21 protein-coding genes and 3 tRNA genes are annotated in these 21,207 nt (G+C 36.7%); 6 read left to right on the plus strand and 18 right to left on the minus strand.

The window, feature by feature from the left end; genetic code table 11:
• Positions 1-149: 149 nt before the first annotated feature.
• The 8 genes from T375_RS10285 to T375_RS10320 all read right to left on the minus strand — a co-directional run bounded on the left by T375_RS10285 (position 150) and on the right by T375_RS10320 (position 6,163).
• On the minus strand, positions 150-1,151 hold the full coding sequence (locus T375_RS10285) for a hypothetical protein (protein WP_044938084.1): 1,002 nt from the start codon (positions 1,149-1,151) through the stop codon (positions 150-152).
• A 265-nt stretch (positions 1,152-1,416) separates the two neighbouring features.
• A complete protein-coding gene (locus tag T375_RS10290; RefSeq protein WP_044938086.1) occupies positions 1,417-1,671 on the minus strand; it encodes a PF20097 family protein in 255 nt (84 codons plus the stop codon).
• Between the two features lie 38 nt (positions 1,672-1,709).
• Positions 1,710-3,044, minus strand: coding sequence for an ATP-binding protein (locus tag T375_RS10295; protein ID WP_044938087.1), 1,335 nt, complete (start codon positions 3,042-3,044; stop codon positions 1,710-1,712).
• Positions 3,045-3,368: 324 nt separating this feature from the next.
• The gene (locus T375_RS10300; protein ID WP_197019855.1) at positions 3,369-3,800 is read right to left on the minus strand and encodes a CPBP family intramembrane glutamic endopeptidase; all 432 of its coding nucleotides are present in this window, start codon (positions 3,798-3,800) and stop codon (positions 3,369-3,371) included.
• 427 nt (positions 3,801-4,227) lie between these two features.
• Entirely contained in the window at positions 4,228-4,737 is a 510-nt protein-coding gene (locus T375_RS10305; protein ID WP_155952509.1) for a cysteine hydrolase family protein, read from the minus strand.
• Between the two features lie 25 nt (positions 4,738-4,762).
• On the minus strand, positions 4,763-5,017 hold the full coding sequence (locus tag T375_RS10310; RefSeq protein ID WP_044938093.1) for a TIGR04076 family protein: 255 nt from the start codon (positions 5,015-5,017) through the stop codon (positions 4,763-4,765).
• Between the two features lie 24 nt (positions 5,018-5,041).
• Positions 5,042-5,794 carry a CPBP family intramembrane glutamic endopeptidase gene (locus T375_RS10315; protein WP_049960402.1) on the minus strand — a complete coding sequence of 251 codons (753 nt, stop codon included), beginning with the start codon at positions 5,792-5,794 and terminating at the stop codon, positions 5,042-5,044.
• A gap of 171 nt (positions 5,795-5,965) precedes the next feature.
• Positions 5,966-6,163, minus strand: coding sequence for a hypothetical protein (locus tag T375_RS10320; protein ID WP_044938095.1), 198 nt, complete (start codon positions 6,161-6,163; stop codon positions 5,966-5,968).
• A gap of 131 nt (positions 6,164-6,294) precedes the next feature.
• On the opposite strand from T375_RS10320, the gene T375_RS13615 reads away from it, so the two are divergent.
• Positions 6,295-6,453: a hypothetical protein gene (locus tag T375_RS13615; RefSeq protein ID WP_155952510.1), complete on the plus strand. Its 159-nt coding sequence runs from the start codon at positions 6,295-6,297 to the stop codon at positions 6,451-6,453.
• Between the two features lie 39 nt (positions 6,454-6,492).
• On the opposite strand, the gene T375_RS10325 is transcribed toward T375_RS13615, so the two are convergent.
• The 4 genes from T375_RS10325 to T375_RS10340 form a co-directional block, all read right to left on the minus strand.
• A tRNA-Leu gene (locus tag T375_RS10325) sits at positions 6,493-6,577 on the minus strand.
• Positions 6,578-6,708: 131 nt separating this feature from the next.
• Positions 6,709-7,554: a GDSL-type esterase/lipase family protein gene (locus T375_RS10330; RefSeq protein WP_049960403.1), complete on the minus strand. Its 846-nt coding sequence runs from the start codon at positions 7,552-7,554 to the stop codon at positions 6,709-6,711.
• An 8-nt stretch (positions 7,555-7,562) separates the two neighbouring features.
• Positions 7,563-8,927: an MBOAT family O-acyltransferase gene (locus T375_RS10335; protein ID WP_044938097.1), complete on the minus strand. Its 1,365-nt coding sequence runs from the start codon at positions 8,925-8,927 to the stop codon at positions 7,563-7,565.
• Between the two features lie 66 nt (positions 8,928-8,993).
• A complete protein-coding gene (locus T375_RS10340) occupies positions 8,994-10,805 on the minus strand; it encodes a carboxylesterase/lipase family protein (protein ID WP_044938099.1) in 1,812 nt (603 codons plus the stop codon).
• 132 nt (positions 10,806-10,937) lie between these two features.
• On the opposite strand from T375_RS10340, the gene T375_RS10345 reads away from it, so the two are divergent.
• A tRNA-Leu gene (locus T375_RS10345) sits at positions 10,938-11,022 on the plus strand.
• 461 nt (positions 11,023-11,483) lie between these two features.
• Here T375_RS10345 and T375_RS10350 read toward each other — a convergent pair.
• The 4 genes from T375_RS10350 to T375_RS10365 all read right to left on the minus strand — a co-directional run bounded on the left by T375_RS10350 (position 11,484) and on the right by T375_RS10365 (position 13,633).
• Positions 11,484-11,567 (minus strand) — tRNA-Leu (locus T375_RS10350).
• Between the two features lie 70 nt (positions 11,568-11,637).
• Positions 11,638-12,084, minus strand: coding sequence for a D-aminoacyl-tRNA deacylase (dtd, locus tag T375_RS10355; protein WP_044938101.1), 447 nt, complete (start codon positions 12,082-12,084; stop codon positions 11,638-11,640).
• An 18-nt stretch (positions 12,085-12,102) separates the two neighbouring features.
• Positions 12,103-12,798 (minus strand): precorrin-2 C(20)-methyltransferase, encoded by a 696-nt coding sequence (cobI, locus tag T375_RS10360; RefSeq protein WP_044938102.1) that lies wholly within the window; start codon positions 12,796-12,798, stop codon positions 12,103-12,105.
• Positions 12,799-12,820: 22 nt separating this feature from the next.
• Positions 12,821-13,633, minus strand: coding sequence for a TrmH family RNA methyltransferase (locus T375_RS10365; RefSeq protein WP_044938103.1), 813 nt, complete (start codon positions 13,631-13,633; stop codon positions 12,821-12,823).
• 124 nt (positions 13,634-13,757) lie between these two features.
• On the opposite strand from T375_RS10365, the gene nudC reads away from it, so the two are divergent.
• Complete coding sequence (gene nudC, locus T375_RS10370) at positions 13,758-14,606, plus strand: NAD(+) diphosphatase (RefSeq protein WP_044938105.1); 849 nt, start codon at positions 13,758-13,760, stop codon at positions 14,604-14,606.
• On the opposite strand, the gene T375_RS10375 is transcribed toward nudC, so the two are convergent.
• The gene (locus T375_RS10375; RefSeq protein WP_044938107.1) at positions 14,603-15,910 is read right to left on the minus strand and encodes an ATP-binding protein; all 1,308 of its coding nucleotides are present in this window, start codon (positions 15,908-15,910) and stop codon (positions 14,603-14,605) included. The two genes, nudC and T375_RS10375, sit on opposite strands and share 4 nt — an antisense overlap.
• 70 nt (positions 15,911-15,980) lie before the next feature.
• Here T375_RS10375 and T375_RS10380 point away from each other — a divergent pair, with 70 nt between their 5' ends.
• A complete protein-coding gene (locus T375_RS10380; RefSeq protein ID WP_049960404.1) occupies positions 15,981-16,754 on the plus strand; it encodes a histidinol-phosphatase in 774 nt (257 codons plus the stop codon).
• A 47-nt stretch (positions 16,755-16,801) separates the two neighbouring features.
• On the opposite strand, the gene T375_RS13325 is transcribed toward T375_RS10380, so the two are convergent.
• Complete coding sequence (locus tag T375_RS13325) at positions 16,802-19,060, minus strand: hypothetical protein (protein ID WP_049960405.1); 2,259 nt, start codon at positions 19,058-19,060, stop codon at positions 16,802-16,804.
• Positions 19,061-19,224: 164 nt separating this feature from the next.
• Here T375_RS13325 and T375_RS10390 point away from each other — a divergent pair, with 164 nt between their 5' ends.
• On the plus strand, positions 19,225-19,899 hold the full coding sequence (locus T375_RS10390; protein ID WP_044938109.1) for a response regulator transcription factor: 675 nt from the start codon (positions 19,225-19,227) through the stop codon (positions 19,897-19,899).
• Between the two features lies 1 nt (position 19,900).
• Positions 19,901-21,136, plus strand: a complete 1,236-nt coding sequence (locus tag T375_RS13330) for a sensor histidine kinase (protein WP_049960406.1) — start codon at positions 19,901-19,903, stop codon at positions 21,134-21,136.
• Positions 21,137-21,207: the final 71 nt, after the last annotated feature.

The raw sequence follows: 21,207 nt of genomic DNA on the forward strand, positions 1-21,207 counted from the left end.
ATCCCAAAATCCCCAAAATACGCTTGAGTTGCATAGGTTACTACAAAGCATACTATATTATCCCCAATATTCCAAATATGACTTGTATTTTTAAAGTCAAAAAATAGCAGCAGGACACATTAAGTGTCACTGCTGCTATCACCTGCAATTTATAACAGCTCTGCTTCTTTTTCTAATTCTGCTTTAGCTCGCTCTTCCTTAGCCGCCTCGGTTTCCTCTTTGACACGTTCTACCATATCATCAATATCAGCATCAACTCTTGCCAAGAGTTTTTCCCATTCCTCATCAGTCATTTTGCGCCAGTCGCCATCTTCATCATCCTTCTCATGGATTTTCTTATAGCTCTCCATGAGCATTTCCAAAATATCTTTTGAACCAAGGATTTCCCCTGTTGATTCACGCTTATAATAGATATCCGATTCCGAAATTGCTTCGACCCAATTGAATTTCTTCGTAGCCGCCTGCTCAACAGAATCAAACTCAAACACTCCGCTTGGATCCATATATCTATTCACCGTGTTCCAGCTTGGGAAATTGCTCTTTGCTATGCCTTTTCCAATAGAATCTGCGTACTGGCAATATGCAAACATTTCAATAGCCGTTGCATTTCTTGGATCTACTTCTGAGATATTAACATCGAAAGTCTCACCTCCACTTGCTTCCGACATCTTTACTCTAACAATCACATCATCTGAATCTGGATTAATAATCTGAGTTGCGGTCATTCCAAAGGCAGATCCTGGTGACAATACAAATCCAAATCCTAAATCCTTTGTCTGAAGTTCAGCTGGTTCTTCCACAACAGTATCAAGACTTACGTTGAACTTCTCCATGGTTACGCCCATAAGTGTTTCCATCAACTTATTGATATGTGGCTTGAAGTTTTGGTAAGAATATGCTGTAATGCCACCTTCACCTGTAGTTGTTCGCAACTCACTATTCATCACTGTTGCAGATACAATTCGAGTGTAGCTATTTCCCTTATTTTTTCCTCCATCTGTTAGTTCCTGGGTATTCAATTGTTCATCTGAAGTTGTTTTCAAAGCATTTTCGAAGCTTGTATCTTTATTTGCAAAATTAGAAAAATAAAGATAACTACTTGAAATGCTACTCTGAAATAGATAATTATTTTCTGCTAAATATTCTGTCATAAAACTCCTTTCTGCAGCTCATCTGTCAGTCAAAGCTGCTCCGCTCTCCAGAAAGGTCCGAGCGGGTTGTAGATAACTAAAAAAGCGCCTATCTCAACTTCATTCCGTTGAAATAAGCGCTTCCCTAGCCTAGTAAAAATTCTTACATATTGATATCGAGACTAATAACCTAATTATTAATGGACATATTTGACAAATATGTAGGATATTTATTTAATATATTGCTATAAATGTCTAGATTTCTAAGTTGTCTTTATTATTAGCTCTAATACTCCTGATCAAATATCTTGTAAAATAAACGTTCAAAATTTCCGTATTCTTTTTTCTGAAAACTTGCAAACGCAGTCATACACTCATCACAATAGTAACCTTCCGCCTGTAAAGAAAGAGCTACTGGTTCCTCATTAATAATCGATTTATTTTTATAATTCTCAGGATACCAAAAAACTTTATTATCTCGTAGCGGATTTGCCCTGACAATTCCCGATCTCATTTCTTTACCACAATTAGGACAATTCATAACAATTCTTCCTCCGTTCTTTTTAAAATCCCGATTTTTTAATTTATTTTCTTTAAATACTCCTTCATCTTGAATGCACAAAAATATGGAAAAGTATATATGTTATTTGCATTACCAACATTGAAGTCTCCCAGCTTTATCCCATATGAGATATCGCTATAGTTCTCATTTTTTATCAGCGAAGATAATGATTTTGACTGGTCACTATTTGACTTAACTTCGACTGGAATCAAATTATTCTGAGTCCTTACAAAGAAATCTTCCTCTAATGTTGAGTTTTCTTTCTTATAATAAAAGAGTCCTAAACCTTGCTTAACAAAAGCCTCTGCCACAAAATTTTCGTAAAGAGCACCTTTATATACGCCAAGGTTTTTATTTACTCTCAAATCCTCTTGGGCTTCCGCGTCTAATGCAGATACCAATAATCCAGTATCGGGATAGTACAACTTATATTTACTTTCCTCGATATTGCCCTTTAATGGCAACTCAGGATACTGCAAACAATTACACTCAGTTATAACGCCAGCATCAATAAGCCATTCTATACATCCGGTATATTCTCTTGAACGGGCATTCTTCGAAATTTTATTAAACTGAAACTTCTTGTTTTCCTTTGCAAGCTGAGCAGGAACGCTTCTATAAACGCTTATAATTTTAGTTTGATCAAGACCTTCTGCATACTTTCTTACGTCTTCTTCGTAATCAAGCCTAATCTGTTCCTGTACATCGAGAGTTCCAGAAAATATTCCGGTTTCAATATATAGTTTTACGACATCCGGCATTCCTCCCAGCACACAATAATCAAGAAATAAACTCTTAAAAATAGCTAACTCATTATCATTAAATGGCTTGAGTTCTATCATATGAGATAAGATTGAGTCAATCTGCTCTTGATTATAACCCTTAGCCCAAAGGAATTCCTCAAAATCCATTGAATACATCTCATAGTCCGTTTTATACCCAACACTATTACTATGAATCTTCTTATAATTAATTCCTAGCATAGAACCACTACAAATAACGTCATAATTCCCATCTATCTTAAATGATTTAAGTGTTGTTGCAACATCGGGGTTTTCCTGAATTTCATCAAAAATGATAACCGTTTTGTTAGGGACAAACTTTATAGATGGATCAGCCAATGATATATTCTTTATAACACTTGCAACATCATATCCATCTGCAAGTATTTGCGAGAATTTCTTCTCTAAAGCAAAATTTATATATACAACATTTTCATAATTAGCCTTAGCAAAATGCATGATTGATTCTGTTTTACCAATCTGTCGTGCCCCCTTTACTATAAGAGGTTTATGCGCTGGATCCACTTTCCAATTACTTAAATAATCATCAATCTTTCGTCTGTAATACATTTTCTTTACCTCCAAGCACATATTATCACAAAAAAATAGCCACCTCAATAAATATTATCACATTTTATGAGGCACTTTTATAGTTTCTCTCGCATTTTATTACTGTAAAACTATTCAAATCAAAACCCGCTTAAATTACGTAGCGTTCAATATTCAATTAGGGCGACAAATTTGATTTATAGATTAACCAAGTTCCTTCGCATTAACGTCTGGCTCATCCTCGCCAATCTCTGCCTTATATAGTTTTTGCAATTCCCAGAGTGCGTCTATTTCTGTAGGGTTAATCTTTTTGTATTTCATAATTATGTTTTTATCGTCCTTTAGTCACAAAAGTCCACTTAAAAGCGCTACATATCCAACAACATTGATTGACGAATGTAACAGCATAGATGCAACAACATTTTTATTCCAGTTATAGAATAGCGTCAAAACTACAGCTGGAACCAAATAGTAGAAGAACTCTAACGGTGCCACTATGTGGATGCAATCAAACATAACAATAGAAACCATCGTTAGAATCAGCAACTTAGATTTACACTCCGGCACCCCAATAATGCTGTAGCGAAACACCGTTTCCTCAATTACTGGAGCAAATACACAACCTTGAATCACACCGAGTATTACCGGAACAGAGTTTAGCTGGTTCTTCACATTCTCATTGTTTGCAGGCATAATTGCTGGCCAGTATGTACTAGCCAACCATACAACAAGCATTGTCAATGCCAAATCTATTGCTAATACAATCAACCACTTCATATAGAATCTCTTATCCTTTAACTTCGAAGCGACAATCTCATGCCATGCGCCACGAAGTTCCCTGCGAAAAAATAAAAGCACGATCACAAAGAGCAATATATATACTACAAAAGAAGCCCACTCACCAGAAATGATTGGAGCAATCATCTCCCATAATCCAAAGTTAATAGTATAAAAGAGGATAATTATTCCTAATCTTTTACCATATTTTTTAATAAAACTATTCATAAAACTAAATGTTTTTTCCCATCTACAATTCTCGAGTTGTTAATTTCACTGCCTTCAATTATACAGAATCCTCATCCAGTAAGGAATAAACAATTCAAAAGTTCTAATAAAAAAAAGAACAGTTATCTCTTTCGAAATAACTGTTCTATGTAAAAAACCTGGGTGAAACTCCCCTGCCTAAACAACGCAGAAATAATTCTCATGAAACAAATTCTGCCCCAAGCTTTTTTAGTCGCTTAAAATATTTATCCCGTTTTCTTACAAAAGTAGTTCCAATTGCATTGTTATTCAGTACGACCTTAAAGCCTAAATCACAAGCACTAATGGCTGTCAATGAGACACAGCCTCCCCCATCCACGCCTACGAGTTCTATCAAATCAATTCCATTTTCCTTTATGAATGTGGTAAATTTAGGATTTGAAAATGCATCTCCTTTATACTTAGTAAAACAATATTTACTATTTACATGTAGTTCTTTGACCAGTTCTGCTTGTAGTGTACCCTCATAACATTGAAATGGTGCAAACTTATTCCATATATTATTCCTCATAAGGTTTGAAATGTAAATAATAACGCTATCGGCGTTTTCATCAATAACTTTATTGACTCTCGCAACTATATCCCCCGGATACTTAAATATATTGGCATGGTTTTCTCCCACGGTAAACTCCTGCATATCAATTACCAACAATGCTTTCTTCATTTCCATTTTCTCTACCTACAAATTGCGATTTTTATGATTCAATTTCAATATTAAATACTACAGTCTCTCCGCAATCAATACATTGATAAGGGCCATTTTTTAAATTACCTCCTCTTCTAAAGGCATAAATGAACGGATATATTGCCTGCATTGCAACCATGCAAACATTATCACTGTTATCTTTATCAAGGTCACCGCCTATAAAACGAATAACATCTCCAACTTTGTACTTTGGACAATGACTTTCTACTACTGTAACCTTTACCTTGTTGTCTGTATAACCCACTTCAAGCCTCCTATAAATTGTGATTTAACGAATAACTTTTTTATCATTTAAATAAACAATAGCCAGTGTGATTACAATCATAATCCCAGCCATAACAGCATTACCTATAACAGTATCATTGATTTTAAAACTTGCCCCAGAAGCATTAACGATACAATGCAAAAGTACACATAACCAAACGCTATTTGTGCATTTCCTAATACACGCTAATGCAAAAGCCATTCCAAGCACGCCTAATCCAAAGGCAATATAGCTATGCCCTTGCTGTCCCACACCATCTATATGGAACAATGGAAAATGCCATAACCACCATATTATGGTCACAATGATAGTTGATAAAACATACGGACATTTCTCTTCTAGTTCAGGTTGAAGAATGTAGCGCCATCCAGCTTCTTCAAGACCTCCACCAAGCAGCATTAAAGGTATGGCTAGAATCATTATGTATATAGGCTCACCTTTCTCATAACCGGAGACTATACACTGGGGAAATACGTATACAACAGCCAAAAGTATCACAAGCAAATATGCTTTTAACCCGTGTTTGAAATCAAACACATTTTTCAACCAATCCTTAAAATTTTCTACTCTACCATTTTTCTTTAAGACAATATATGAAGCAAATGTTGGTGACCATCCACCTAGCATGTATGGGATATATAAAAAGTAGTCATTCTTTAATGAAAGACCATTTAAACTACATATCATGCAAGTGCCCCAACATATTCCCATTATAATAAATGTATAAATTAGAAATTGTTTACTTACTTTACTCATTGTATACCCTGCCTTTTTATAATTTATACTGCATAAAATTATTGTTATGTGCAAATCCGTATGCTGTATATAGCTTCACTCCCATATCAGAAGCAGTAATTTGCACTATGCCACAACCATATTCTATGGCTTTGTATCTTTCCTTTACAAAATAGTATTTATCTGCTTTAATTACAAAATCAGATTTTGAGGATTATCAGCAGCTAATTCAATATATCCACATTTAGGACACACATAGCAAGAAACCGAACTATTTTTTTCTGTTGCAAATAGTCCTTCTTTCTTAGTTGTTAAGTAAACTACAGTACCAACTACATCCCCTTTTAATTTTGCTTTCAACATCTTCGCTTTACATTTCATGCATTCCATACTTGTGTCCCTCCGTAAGATTGCGATTTGTTGTATTCATCACATAAAAGAATACAATATTATCCTCAAAAAACCAAACATGACTTATAATTATTTATTTTTCTTTTGCAGCTTGCGGAAGGCGGGGTGAGATGGAAAAAGAAAAAGATCCGGTGGATCTTTTTCCCACCGAACCGACCGACGAAGGCACTCGTGCCGAGGAGACCTTGAACCCCGGGTTCAAGGAACTCATCGGCACATTTAGAAAGAGTAACCAGTTGATTGGTTATATATGTATTAGAGAAGAATAAAAAAAGAGCAACCAATCAATTGGTTACTCTTTCTAAATATGCGGAAGGCGGGACTTGAACCCGCACGCTCGCAATGAGCACAAGATCCTTAGTCTTGCTCGTCTGCCAGTTCCGACACTTCCGCGCATCAGTACTTGTTCCTGACGACTTGATTATAATAGCATCGCATCCCTAAATAGTCAACGCTTTTTTGCAAATTAAAGTGTCTAACTTTAACGTACTAAATCTGAAAATTCTGCACATTTATTTTGTGTATTATTCCACACCATGAGAAAGCAAATATTCATGCCATGGTTCGTAGCATGCTCCCTTTAAATGAACACCATCTGATGTTGTTTCAGCATCAAGATTTCCTTCCTCATCATCTACTGCTTCATTGATATTTAGATAAAAGATGTTTTGCCTATCTTCTAATGTTTTTATAGCATCATTTCTAATATTAATATTGGTGTTGTTGTACAGCTCATCTGTCTCATTTTTCTCACCAGAAACATGCATGATACTATTAATGAATATATAAGCATCCGGCTCAGCTGCCTGGATCTGATTAATTACATCCTGGTAGGCTTGCCTGAAATCGACTTCATCTCCTCTTCCAAGCTCATTTATGCCAACCATTATATATATTTTTGAGAAATGATTAGTCTCTAAAGCCTCAGCTAAACTGATTTCCTCACCATCCTCAGTTTCTATCCATTTATCATCCCTGATGTTGTATATGGAGAGGGATTTCTTTGCATAAAATGTAGCTCTGGCATCAATATCCTGACAATACTGAGAAAGTCCTACCATTCTTGAATCGCCAATAAATAAAGCATCATCAAAATAGCTGTTATCTACAGAGACATATTTCTTTATTTTATTAATCTTTTTATTTGTTTTCTTAGTAACTGTGACTGTCTTCTTTTCTTCCACTTCTATTTTAGACCATGGGAAAATGTTATCTGACGCTGCTTGAAAAACAGCTCCAATAGAAGTAGTTTCATAAGGATTTGTATAGTACTTCGTATATATGGTAGTTCTAAAAACAATCCCAACTATCGCAATAGTAATTGCACTAATAATTGTAAGCAGTAACAATAAAATACTGTTTATTTTCATATCATCACCTAGAATCTTAAATACATAAATGGATTTCCCGCCGAATTAGCCAAACTAAAAATACTTATCCAAAACATTGCAAAAATAACAAATATCGTAAATACGTTATTCTTATGCTTCTTATAGAAACCTGTTAATGCTGGAATAGTAAAAACAATTGCCAGCACTAGATATAACCAGTAATCCTGAAGCATATATAGATAATCATTTTTATTTACTGCAACTGAAATATCTATCACAGGGAAAAGCCTTAACATATATATTCTGAGTGCCTTCATGGAATGAATAGCAAATACAACCCATGTAATAGGAATAATTACCATAACGTTAATACGCCCTACCACCATAAATAGCTTTTCAAATCTGCTAAGAATAAACTTCTCTATTGTAATAATCAAGAATATTGCTCCTGCCCATATCCAGAAATTGTATGTTTGACCATGCCAAAGGCCAGTGAGAGCCCAAACGGCAAGTAAGTTAAATACAGTCCAAAGCTTGCCCTTGCGATTGCCTCCAAGAGGGAAATAAACATAATCTCTAAACCATGCGCCTAGTGTGCTATGCCAATTTCTATAAAACTCAGAGATAGACTTTGAAAAATATGGCTGATTAAAGTTGCTAATGAAAGGGAATCCTAGCATCACACCTAGGCCAGCTGCCATCAGCGAATATCCCCAAAAATCAAAATATAATTCAAACGAATAGCTGTATGCTCCAAGCCAAGCCAAAGGAGTGGAAATACTTTCATAGCCAATGGTTTTAATATCATTCCAAAGAACAGAAAGATGATCCGCAATCATCACCTTCATAAACAATCCGATTGCAAAATACTTAAGACCATCTTCTATCTGCAAAAGGATAGCACAGAAATTCTCTTTTTTAGACTTTTCATTCTTTACCCAGGAAACATTGCTTTCTACGTAGTCGTATCGAGCAATTGGTCCCGAAATAATCTGTGGAAACATAAAGAAATAGTTGGCCATGTTTATTAGCTCAACCTTTTGAATCTTACCTTTATATAAATCTGCCAGGTAAGATATCATTTTGAAAATGTAATAGCTAACTCCAAGAGGAATAACTATATTTAAACCAAATGAAGATGCTCCTTTGAAAAAGCACAGACATGAACAGTTTATAATAACACCGATTGCAAGTATAACCTTTGATTTTTTCTTGGATAGAAATTTAGCCAAAATATAATTAATCAGTGTAGCCGCTGAAATTACAGCAATATACACCGGCTCATTAATATAGTAAAATCCTATACTTGCAACCAATAAAAGCCATGCACGACAATTGCATGGCAAAATGTAATATATAATCAAAAAGATTGGTACCAATCTAAAAATAAAAATCAAATCAAAAAAGGTCATTGTATTCTCCCAAAGTTTCCTTCGTATTTAGTATACAATAACCCTTTTATTTTTTCTTCTATAAATTTAATTAAATGTTGCTTGATATTTATCGATTATTTTATATAGTTCGTTATTTGGATCTTCAATCATCTTAATATCGGTATCAAGCTGTAGTAATTTCGACTGATTCTCATCTCTCATCTCCCATGTAGGAAGTCCGTCTCCATTAGGATTTCCAGTCTTGGCGAAGTTTACCCAATACTGTTGCATGGTATCTGACAGCGCATAATCCTCATCAGAATACAGCCCTGGATGTCTCCAAAGATTGCCATAAGCATAAGGCAACTCGCCTGCATGATAATTAGATAAAGAATCATTTGTCTTTGTAAAGTAATACTCATAGGTAGGAACACCCTGCTCCACCAAATAGTTATTCCATAGATAATGAGAGTAGCTAAACCATATCGCAGAATAACTAATATTTAAAGCACCCTTAGCATCTCCCATAGCATCAACAATGAAATGCTGGTCACGCTGTGGCGAATCTGCCGGAACGACCTTTGCCATGTCCCCTGCGTAAGACACCAAATCCTCTGCCAGCAGCTTTTCATAATTCTCCTTAGTAGCTTTTGTGGTCAACAAGAATGCATCTGATTCTTTGGCATTAAATCCATTTAACAGAGCCTTTTCATGGTTTTGCCCATTTTCATATGTAAGATAAGGCTGTTCTGTAATGGCATAGCCATCGACAGTCATAGCAGATTGATCTGATGTTGTCTTTACCAGTTCTTCTGCTGGAATATCACGCAGCTCAGCAGATGATGCAACACCAAACTCCTTGCGCACAGCGTCTCCTTCTTTTACTGCCTCACTATAATCTCTGAAAGTATGGAATGGCTTTCTAGCCAAAATACCGCTAGACTCTGCAATAGCATAGTTGAACAGACCAGCTGTAAGAGGTGATACGCACATTGCATTTACGCTAGATGAGCCTGCTGATTCTCCAGCTATAGTAATCTGATTTGGATCTCCACCAAAGGCTTCGATATTATCATAAACCCACTGAAGTGCAGCTATCTGATCCAACAATCCATAATTACCTGTAGTCCCGTTTGCTGATTCATCTTTCAAATCGTCAGCTGCATAGTATCCGAAAACATTTAATCTATAGGCAAAGTTTACAACAATAACTCCTCTCTTCGCCAAGTCCTCGCCTCGATACTCTGTATATGAAGACTGACCTGTTGAAAGGCTTCCTCCGTGAATATAAAAGATGACAGGAAGAGGCTCATCTGATGCATCCTCTGGAGCAAAGACATTAAGATAAAGGCAATCTTCACTCATAGCCTCAAGATACTCATCACCAAATTGCACTCTATAGTCATGCCAGCCAAGGATGTGCGACAAGCTGTCATATAAAGGATTGGTACGAGCCTGCATTGCCATAGGGCCAAATTCATCGCATGCTCTTACACCATCCCAGCTTTCTGCCGGCTGTGGTTCCTTGAAACGAAGCTCACCCACAGGTGCTTTAGCATAAGGAATACCAGCGTATACCTTTACAGAATGATCCTCATTATATACACCAGTCAAATCCCCCTGCTCAACAGATACAACATCTGTAACATCAGGATTCTTATTTGCAACTGCTGGAACATTTTTATAAGGTGGCGCAGTTAGCACATAGTTACATGCCAATATGGCCACAAATATAATCCACATGATAATGATAGACTTAATATTATATGAATCTCTTTTTATAAGCATTGTCCTTGCTACTAACATTGCAATAGCCGCAAGTATACCAATCGCCCAACCTAATAATATATTTTTAGACAGCTCCAAAACTGCAATATAAAGAACTGTCAGTATGATTACAATAATCGAAAATACCATTGTCGCCTCTCCTTAATTTCACACAATTTAATTTATCCCAATCCATTATACTAGCTCTAAAAAAATCTTACAAGAAAAATGTGATTTTTTTGTTGACATGTTGGCCAGACTCTGATAGTATATCTCTTGTTCGCGGAAGTGTCGGAACTGGCAGACGAGCAAGACTAAGGATCTTGTGCTCATTGCGAGCGTGCGGGTTCAAGTCCCGCCTTCCGCATATCGAAGGCTTCGGTTTTACCGAAGCCTTTTTTCTTTTCCACTCCACCCCGCCTTCCGAGGTAAAACTAATTATTCAATCGGAATTATACACAAAACATATCTTCGAACATTGTTATTGTCTGACAAATAATAATTATCATGCATATTTATCTTGCAATTTATCCACCAGGATGTATAATAGACTTATCAAATAACAGAGAGAAAAAAGCAGAAAGGGAGGTAGAGTCCACCAGAGAATTAATTTAGTAACTACAAAATCTAGTGATTGGAGGTATGGTCCACCAGAGAATTAATTTTTTAACCACGCGACATTTTTTACTTTTAAAATATATTAGATAGAGAGGTATAGTCCATTGGGATCGATGTTAAGGGGCGGCACCAGTTAGGAATCGGTTGATTTCGAATTGGTGTCGCTCGTTTTTTGTATAAAAAAAGCCTCAGTAAAAACTGAGGCTAAGCTGCAGGAAATGGGACTTGAACCCACACGATATTGCTACCACAGGCACCTGAAGCCTGCGCGTCTGCCAATTCCGCCATTCCTGCGAACATTTAGTATTCTATAGAATTTCAGATAGCAAGTCAAGGCTTTCTAGACCTATAAATTGCTAAAAATTTAGCAGATTTCTGCTGAATCTAAAATGATTGTAAATGGGCCATCATTTTGCAAAGACACCTTCATATCCGCGCCGAATTCTCCCGTCTCAACATGGAACTGTTCCTTGCATTTTTCAATAATGTATTCATACATTTCGTTTGCCATGTCTGGTGCGCCAGCATCTGTAAAAGATGGGCGATATCCCTTCTTACAATTAGCATAGAGGGTAAACTGAGAAATTAAAAGAAGCTCTCCTCCTACATCTGAAAGAGATAAATTTATCTTGTCATTTTCATCATCAAATATACGAAGCCCCAAAAGCTTCTTTACCATTTTGTCTGCAATTTCTTTTGTATCAGAATCTGCTACACCAATAAGAACTAAAAAGCCCTTTCCGATTTGTCCTATTACATTTCCATCTACTTTTACAGATGCTTCATTAACTCTTTGAACTACAAATTTCATCTTATTCTCCTACCCACCTTACTTTTCTTTTACTATAATTGTCATCATATATCTAGAATCATCTGGAATAGTCATGGCGCTGGTAAAGATTTGTTCTGTTTCCATACCACAATCTATTACCGCAAATACGTTAACACTTCCGGCATTTTCCATCTCTACAAGTCTTTCCTTTATGGCTGCCACATTCTTTCCACTTTTCATTATTATTTTTGTGCCAGACATTTTCAGCTCATCCTCAAGATTGCCTTGGCCCGATAGGATATGCACATTTTCATCTGCCTCGCTTATAAGTATTCCTGCTGCAGCTGCCGTACCACAAAAAGAAGTGATGCCATTAACTATCTCTACTTCTATTCCATCCTTTTTAGCAAGCTTCATAATATAGCCAAAGGTTGAATATATTGTAGGGTCACCTATAGTCAAAAAAGCCAGGCTATACCCCTCAAATAAAAGCTCCTTATACTTTCTATAAAAGCTTTCGTGCATTTCCTTAAGCTTAGCCTCATCCTTTGTCATTTCATAATCAAGGCTAATAACTTTTTTATACGCCAGCTCTGGAACCACTGGAAGAGCGATTTGATATGCTCTGCATTTATCCTTTTCCGCCCTTGGCAAACAGATGACATCTGCATCCTTGATTGCCTTTACAGCCTTTATTGTAAGCAGTTCTGGATCACCAGGACCAACTCCTATTCCATATAAAACTCCAGCCATATCTCAAGTCTCCTGTAATCTATTAATCTCTTTTACATAACTCCCAAAATGTAACCGCACTAGCTGCTGCAACATTAAGTGAATCCACGCCGTGATACATAGGAATAATTGTAACGAAATCTGATGCATCAATCGTTTCCTGCTTAATTCCGGTACTCTCCGTACCAAATACGATTGCAAGCTTCTCCTGCTCCTTCAGCACTGGCTCTGCAAGTGATATAGCATTGTCCTTTAATGCCATCGATACAACTGAATAGCCCTCACCTTTAAGAGCTGATACATAATCGGAGCCCTTGTCAAAATATGTCCATGGTACCTGGAACACAGTTCCCATAGCAACGCGGGCCGCTCTTCTGTAAAATGGGTCTGCGCTGTCATGTGTCAGTATGATTCCATCAACCCCTAATGCTGCTGCAGATCTGAAAATAGCGCCAACGTTTGTAGGATTCATAACATCCTCAAGGATTGCCACTCGCTTTGAAGACTGAAGGATTTCGAAAACACTAGGCAAATCAGGCCTTTTGCAGGCTGCAAGGACGCCACGTGTAAGGTTAAAACCAGTGATTTTGTTGATGACATTAAGCTCTGCCACAAATACCTCTACATCATCACTGATATCGCTCAACAATTCCTGCACAACCTGTGACTCATATGCCTTTTCCTCAACTAAAAAAGCAATAGGCTCTGCGCCTCTAGCCAGCGCCCTCTTTATTACCTCTGGAGTTTCTGCTATAAATACGCCTCCATTAGGCTCATAATAATGATATAGCTGAGCTTCATTGTACTTCGTAAATATATCTACTCTGCTATCATCTATACTTTCAATTTTTATCATATCTTTCACCGTTTATTCCAAATTTATAATATTCTACCATAACCACAGTGATACTAAAATAACATTGACATTTTCAAGTTTAAGCACATAATAAATTGTACAAAATCAATTTTCGGAGGTACATATGATTCAAGATATATTCCCAAGCAAACTTAACAATAGCTATAGAACTGACGCTATTCCTAAGTCAGATGATTTAATTATTATTCATAGCGACGGAAAAATCCTATTAAATGTTGATGAAGAAAGTAAAAGCATTTCTTTTCCACAGATAAAAGACATTCAATCAAATCTTAATCCTATATACTTCTTTGAAATTGATGGAGAAAACTTCTTTTACAACACTGATACCAATACTGATACTACCTCACTTCCTGAGGGATTTCAGTTCTATACAATGAGACAAATCAGAAATGAGTATCTCTATCCAAAGCACTATGTTTTTGCAGCCTACACTGCCATCCATTTGATTGACTGGTATGAAGCAAACAGATTCTGTGGAAAATGCGGTACAAAGAATGAGCATTCAAAATCCGAGCGCGCTTTAGTCTGCCCTAACTGCGGCCGCACACGATACCCTCGTATCAATCCTGCTGTAATAGTTGGTGTAAAAAATGGAGATAAGCTATTACTCACAAAATACAAAACTGGTTTTGCTCACAATGCCCTTGTTGCCGGATTTACAGAAATAGGCGAAACCATGGAAGAAACTGTTGAACGTGAAGTAATGGAAGAAACAGGACTAAAAGTAAAAAATATCCGCTACTACAAATCTCAGCCTTGGGGAATTGCCAGCGATATTCTGCTTGGATATTACTGCGATGTGGATGGCGACGACACCATCACTATGGATGAATCAGAACTGAAATATGCTCAGTGGGTGAGCCGAGAGGATATTGAATTGCAGCCCCTCGACTACAGCCTCACAAATGAGATGATGAAAATGTTCAAAGAAAACAAGCTGGCAGATTAATTCTGCTGGCCTAATATATGATATATAAACTGCTGGGCTGTTCTTCCTGAAAGACCGCCCTGCTCCATTTCCCATACCTTTGCTTTCGCAATAAGTTCCTCCTGAGGCATGGTGATACCTGCTCTTTGGGCCAATCCAAGAACAATATCTATATATTCTCTTTGCATTGGCTTTGAGTAGCTGATGGTTACGCCAAAGCGATGAACAAGTGAAAGCTTTTCCTCAACTGTATCTGAATGATGTCTGTCGTCAGTGTTGGTCTGATCATTTCTATCATTCCATGTTTCCTTTATTAAATGTCTACGGTTTGAAGTAGCATAAATCAAAATGTTATCTGGCTTTGTCTCAACGCCACCTTCAATAACAGCCTTTAAGAACTTGTACTCTATTTCATGCTCTTCAAATGACAAATCATCCATATAGATGATGTATTTGTAATTACGATTCTTAATGCTGGCTATAATCTTTGATAGATATCTAAACTGATGCTTATATATCTCAATCATACGAAGGCCATCATCATAGTACTGATTAACAATTGCCTTAATACTTGTAGATTTTCCTGTACCACTATCACCAAACAAAAGCACATTATTCGCCTTTTTGCCAGCCACAAAGCTCTCCGTATTATCGATTAGCTGTTGCTTTTGATATTCGTATCCAATCAAATCATCAAGCACAACCTCATCCATATTGTTGATAGGAACAAATTTAATGTCATTAAGTCCTACTTCTTCTATTCTAAAGGCCTTATTCAGGCCGAACATTCCTACACCATAGGCCTTGTAGAAATTCGTAATTACGTTAAAAAATTCCTTTTCATTTCCTGCTGCTTCTAGCTCCTTTGATAGCTTTCTAACTTTTTCGCTCACATTACGGTTATACATCTGCTCATTTTTTCTAACAGAATTGTAGTTCGTAAATACGGAGAATGACTCAATGCCCAGCTCCTTTTCCAAAGATGAAAAATCGTAATCAAAAAGCTCTTTTAGAATTCTAAAATCATTTTCCACTAAGTGATTAACAGAACCAGGCTTAACATCAGTCTTTTCTGTAACTAAAGAAAATGGATTTTCATTCATGATAATGTAGAAGGTTAAATAATTATGCCAAAGATTATCGTCAAACCCATAATCTGTTGCAAGCATAAGAAGTCTCTTTGAAATTGCGTTAATCTGGCGGGTAGCTTCTCTTTTGTTATAATCACCAGACTCCACCATATCAATAGCTTTTCCAAGCTGATAAAGAATTGTATCCTCTGTTAAATCCCCAAACATGAGTAATCGTGATATCTTGTCGTACATAATTTTATCCTCCTTAATTATCATATTTTATTATTTTGTGTTATTATGTTCAATTGTCGGAGGAACTTTTATGTTAGCAAATTATCATTCACATACACCAAGATGTAATCATGCCACTGGCAGCGAAAGAGAATACATCGAATCTGCCATCGCAAACGGCTTCAAAATTCTTGGCTTTTCAGATCACACCCCACAGCCATATCCATCCAGTTATAAGTCACACATAAGAATGGGTATGGAGGAATTAGAAAACTATGTTGATACACTTGTAAAGCTCAGAGAAGAATACAAGGACGATATCACTATTTACATAGGATTCGAGGTAGAATACTTTAGAAAATACTTTGATGCTCTGATTAAAGAGCTCAGAAACTATCCAGTTGATTATATTATTCAGGGGCAGCATTTCATTCCTGACGAGATTGATGGATTCTATGCTGGAGCTCCTACCACTGATGATCAACACTTGATTGATTACGTAGATACTGCAATCGAGGGAATGCAAACAGGAATGTTTACATATTTGGCACATCCTGACTTGATTTACTACAATGGCGATGACAACACCTACAAAAAGCACATGGAACGCCTTGTTGCTGCATCCATTGATTTAAATATACCACTTGAAGTAAATCTTCTTGGCTTCACAGGAAAGCGCAACTATCCATGTGACAAGTTCTTTGACTTAGCCACAAAAATGGGTGCAAACTTTGTAATTGGCTGTGACGCCCACGATCCACAGTCAGTTTGCCAGCCAGAGCTTAACCCTGAGTTCATGGCGTTCTTGAATAAGCACAACATTACAATCGGAGACAATATTTGTACTCTTCGTTCTATCAAATAACAAAAACCATCAGGCCTGTTGACCTGATGGTTCTTTTTTATTAGTTATTAATTTCCTGAATTAAATAGTTCTGACAAAACATCTGCATGCTCTTCAAGTACTTCAAGAAGCTTTTCACTCCAATGTCTCGCATCAGAATCACTGTCACCAAATACATAATCTTCCTGACCATAATCCATTACATCAAATCCTGGTACAGATTTACTTGCACCTTGTGTTCTGTAGCTTACTGCATCTGCTACTGTAAATGAAACAGATGATGTATCACTGTAATCAACCCAACTAGAAATATCTGTTCCAGTTGCTTCTGTAGCATCACCATTCTCTGTCTGGGTCTCAGCTTCAGCCTTAGTAATAGTTTCTGCACCATCTACATATTCACCATACATCTTATCCACATAGTATGAGAGGCTATCCCCAAGGATTTCTGATGGTACATGTCCACCATCCCACTGCCAATCAATAGTTGCATCAATGCCTGCTGAAAGCATAGCAATCTGTAGATTCAATGAGTTGAACATTGAGATGTCACCTTCAGATGCACCGCAAAGAATTCTAACCCAAGTTGCATCGTCAGTGTCTTCATCGCCAATATAATTAAGAGGATTATAAAGATCTACTATGTTATTACCATATTTATCCCCAGCCTGAATTTCTGCAATATCTTCCTGATATGATTCAAGCATTTCTTCATAAGTGCTGTAGTTTGCCGAATCAGTTGTTGTACCTGCAGACTGTGTTGTTCCTTCATCAGGAGTACCAACATCCATAGTATCACCAGCTGAATTTGCAGCTACATCGCTATTATCAAAGCTTCTATCTGATGATTCTTCAGATTCACCATCAGAACTTGCACCATCTGGGCCAGCGCCTTCTGGAGCACCTTCCATATCACCACCTGGGCCTGCCCCTTCAGGAGCTCCCTCACCAGGGCCACCCATCATATCTCCACCGGAAGAGCTCTTTGCATATCTACCTTCAATGAAGGCTTCAGCTTTATCTTCTGATGTCATAGCTGCAACTTCCTCGTCAGAAAGAGCATTTCCATCCTCGTCAAACCAAGTCCACCCTTCTGCGTAATCCAAATTATCAAGATACCACTGAAGATTTGATACAAACTCTGCCAAGTAGAAATCAACGTATGTTCCGCCATATCCATTTGTATCTGCATATTTCTCTTCATCATACTCGATAGTAAGAGAAATAGTATCTGTCATATCTCCATCACCATTAATATCAAGCTGAACATCAGCTTCATTTACAGAAAGGTTTTGTTCATTGATATACTCCATGTATTCTTCAGAAAGATATTCAGCAAGCTGTTCTTTGAACTCAGTGCCAAAATCGTAATCTGTATCCATATAGTATTCAAATGCCAATGCCATATCAGCCTCATATAGTGATGTAATTGCAGAATAAGCCATACATCCCCATACACCATCTGAAATCTCGTATGTTGTTCCATCAATAGTTACGGATGTTGAATAACTGCCATCCTCATTCTGATAAACACCTACTGCTCCAGCTTCGATTTCATAGTCATAAAAATCAGAGTTGTTACCAGTTGCAGCAACCATAGTAGCATGTGCTCCACCGCCTGAGCCACCAGTTGAAACAAAGTATTCTGTGCTACCTGGAAGGTTACCAAGTAAAATATTGTACTTAACAAAACGAATAGCATTCTTTTGATCCACAAGGCAGCTTGGAGCATCACCTGTATAATATTCATTTCCATCTTCATCTGTAGCTGTATCGTTCTTACCTCTGTTACCACATGACATGTTGATGTAGCCTTCAGATGCATATGTTGTTGCCGCCTCAGTATTTGTTGAAGAGCTGTATCCTGCTGCACCTGTATTTACGATTACAGGAGCAGTTGCTGCAGTGTATACCTGTCCATTTGAGCTAACAATTTCTGCTTCGTAATCAATTACAAGTGTACCGTTTACTGCATCTGAGTAGCTTGATGCAGTAACATCTGCTTCACCGTCTCCATCAGTATCAATTCCTGTTACATATGCACCGGGAACACATACGGAAACACCTTGTTCATCCTCAATTTCTGGATAAGCTACTGCTGATACAATTGACATAATCCATGCATCTGCCTCTGAATCGTAGGACCAGGTCACTTCATCATTATTTGCCAAGTTTAAAGTTTCCTCTATGTATGCCTGTTCTTCACTTGTTTCTGAAGAAGTAGCTTCTGCTGTTACTTCAGTTGTAGTATCTGTAGTACTTCCACAAGCCACCATACTAGTAGCCATTGCAGCTACCATTAAAAATGAAACAAATCTCTTTTTCATTAAAAGCCTCCTTACAAAATTGCTTTTTCATTGACTGTGCCTGTACTTTAATCTGCGAACCTTGAAGAAAGCTTGAAATAATGTGAAGATTATTTGAACAATGTTTTTTCAAGGTTTCTTCAAGAAAAATATGTACAATATTAAAATACAAATGAGGTAAAACTATGAAAATATTAATGATTGAAGATGAAAAAAGAATGGCAGATGCTGTTAGTGAATTACTGCATCAAGAAGGTTACATCGTAGATGTTAAATATGACGGTGCTCAAGGTTACGATGCTTGTATAGCAAATATATACGATGCAATCATATGTGACGTAATGCTTCCATCAATGAACGGTTTTGATATTGTACAATCTGCTAGAGCAAATGGATTAGAGACTCCTATTCTAATGCTTACTGCTAAAAGTGATGTACTTGACAAAGTAGCTGGTCTTGATTGTGGAGCAGATGATTACCTGACAAAACCTTTTCAAGTCGAAGAACTCTTGGCACGACTTAGAGCCCTCCTTCGTCGTAATAGAAAGGATATCTCATCCACTTTAGAGGCATTTGACTTATCATTAAACACAAAATCTCTAACACTATCATGTACAAATACAAATAAAAGTATTCGCCTTCCAGAAAAAGAATATAAAATACTTGAATGTTTACTAACAAACAAAGAACAGATTATTTCTAAAGAACAACTTACTTTAAAGGTATGGGGTTATGATAATGAAGCCGAGTACAATAATGTAGAAGTTTATATTTCATTTACACGCAAAAAGCTTAAATTCTTAGGCTCAACTACAGAAATAAAATCAGTAAGAGGCATGGGATACGAATTGAGAGGTTAATATGATTTCACGTTCAAGAATTCGAATAGTAGTAATTACAATGATGTTCCTTATTTTTATAGTAGTTTCCACATTAGGTATTATATATGGAACAACACGTATTCAAACAACAAAAGAAAATAAAGAAATGCTCCACATGTTTGCTAAGGCCTATGATGAAAATGGTTTTCCTGATTCTGCCATTCTACAGCCTTCGCCACAAAAAGCATCCGATGATTTCACGCCAACCACTTCATTTCATAACTTTCAGGTCTCAACTTTTTATGCTGTAGCCTTCGATTTGGATGGTAATGTAATTGAATACTTAAATGATGCTCCATCAGGTTTTTCTAATGAAGCGCTAGTCGAGTATGCCTCAAATCTATTAAAATCTGGCAAGGATTATGGCGAAGGCAATTCTGTAACTTATCTTATTACAAAAGAGGATGACTACATTCTAGTAACCATGATGGACACAGTTCTTATGGATTTGACCATCTCTTATTTAATCAAAAATATGATTGTATTCGGTGGAATATCTATATTAATTTTACTTATGGTTTCAATTATTCTTTCAAAATGGGTAGTAAAGCCAATAGAAACCGCCTATGAAAAACAAAAACAATTTATTTCTGATGCAGGTCACGAATTAAAAACTCCTATATCCACAATCAGTGCAAATGCAGAAATTCTTGGTCGCAACTTACCTGATAATCCATGGCTAGAAAACATAAAATATGAAAATGAAAGAATGTCTACTATCGTTCATCAATTATTGGATTTAGCACGTCTTGAAAACATCAAACCAACAATGAGCGAAGTTAATCTAAGTGAACTTGTACTAGCCAATATTCTGCCCTTCGAAGCATCTGCCTATGAGAATAATCTTGAGCTTAACTATGATATAGCCAATGACATAATAAAAGTTTGCGATAAAACTAACATGGAAAAACTGATTTCTATACTGATAGACAATGCCATAAGTCACTGTTCGCCTAATGGAAAAATAAATATTACTCTAACGGAAGAATCTTGCAAAATAATGCTAAAAGTAGCTAATACAGGTGAAGAGATTCCTGAAAATGAACGTGAAAAAATATTTGAACGATTCTATCGATCTGATTATTCAAGAGCAGAAAGAGTTGGACATTATGGCTTAGGACTATCTATTGCACAAACAATTGCACTAGAACACAACGGTAAAATATGGGTGGATTGCATAGATGGTAATGTAATTTTTAATCTGAATTTTAGGTGACGATTAGCTGAATCTTAGGGTTTTCCTAATGCTTTCTTCTTTTTTAGATTTTATAATACAGATAGTTTTTA

The sequence above is a fragment of the Pseudobutyrivibrio sp. LB2011 genome (assembly GCF_000701765.1).
GTDB lineage: Bacteria > Bacillota > Clostridia > Lachnospirales > Lachnospiraceae > Pseudobutyrivibrio > Pseudobutyrivibrio ruminis.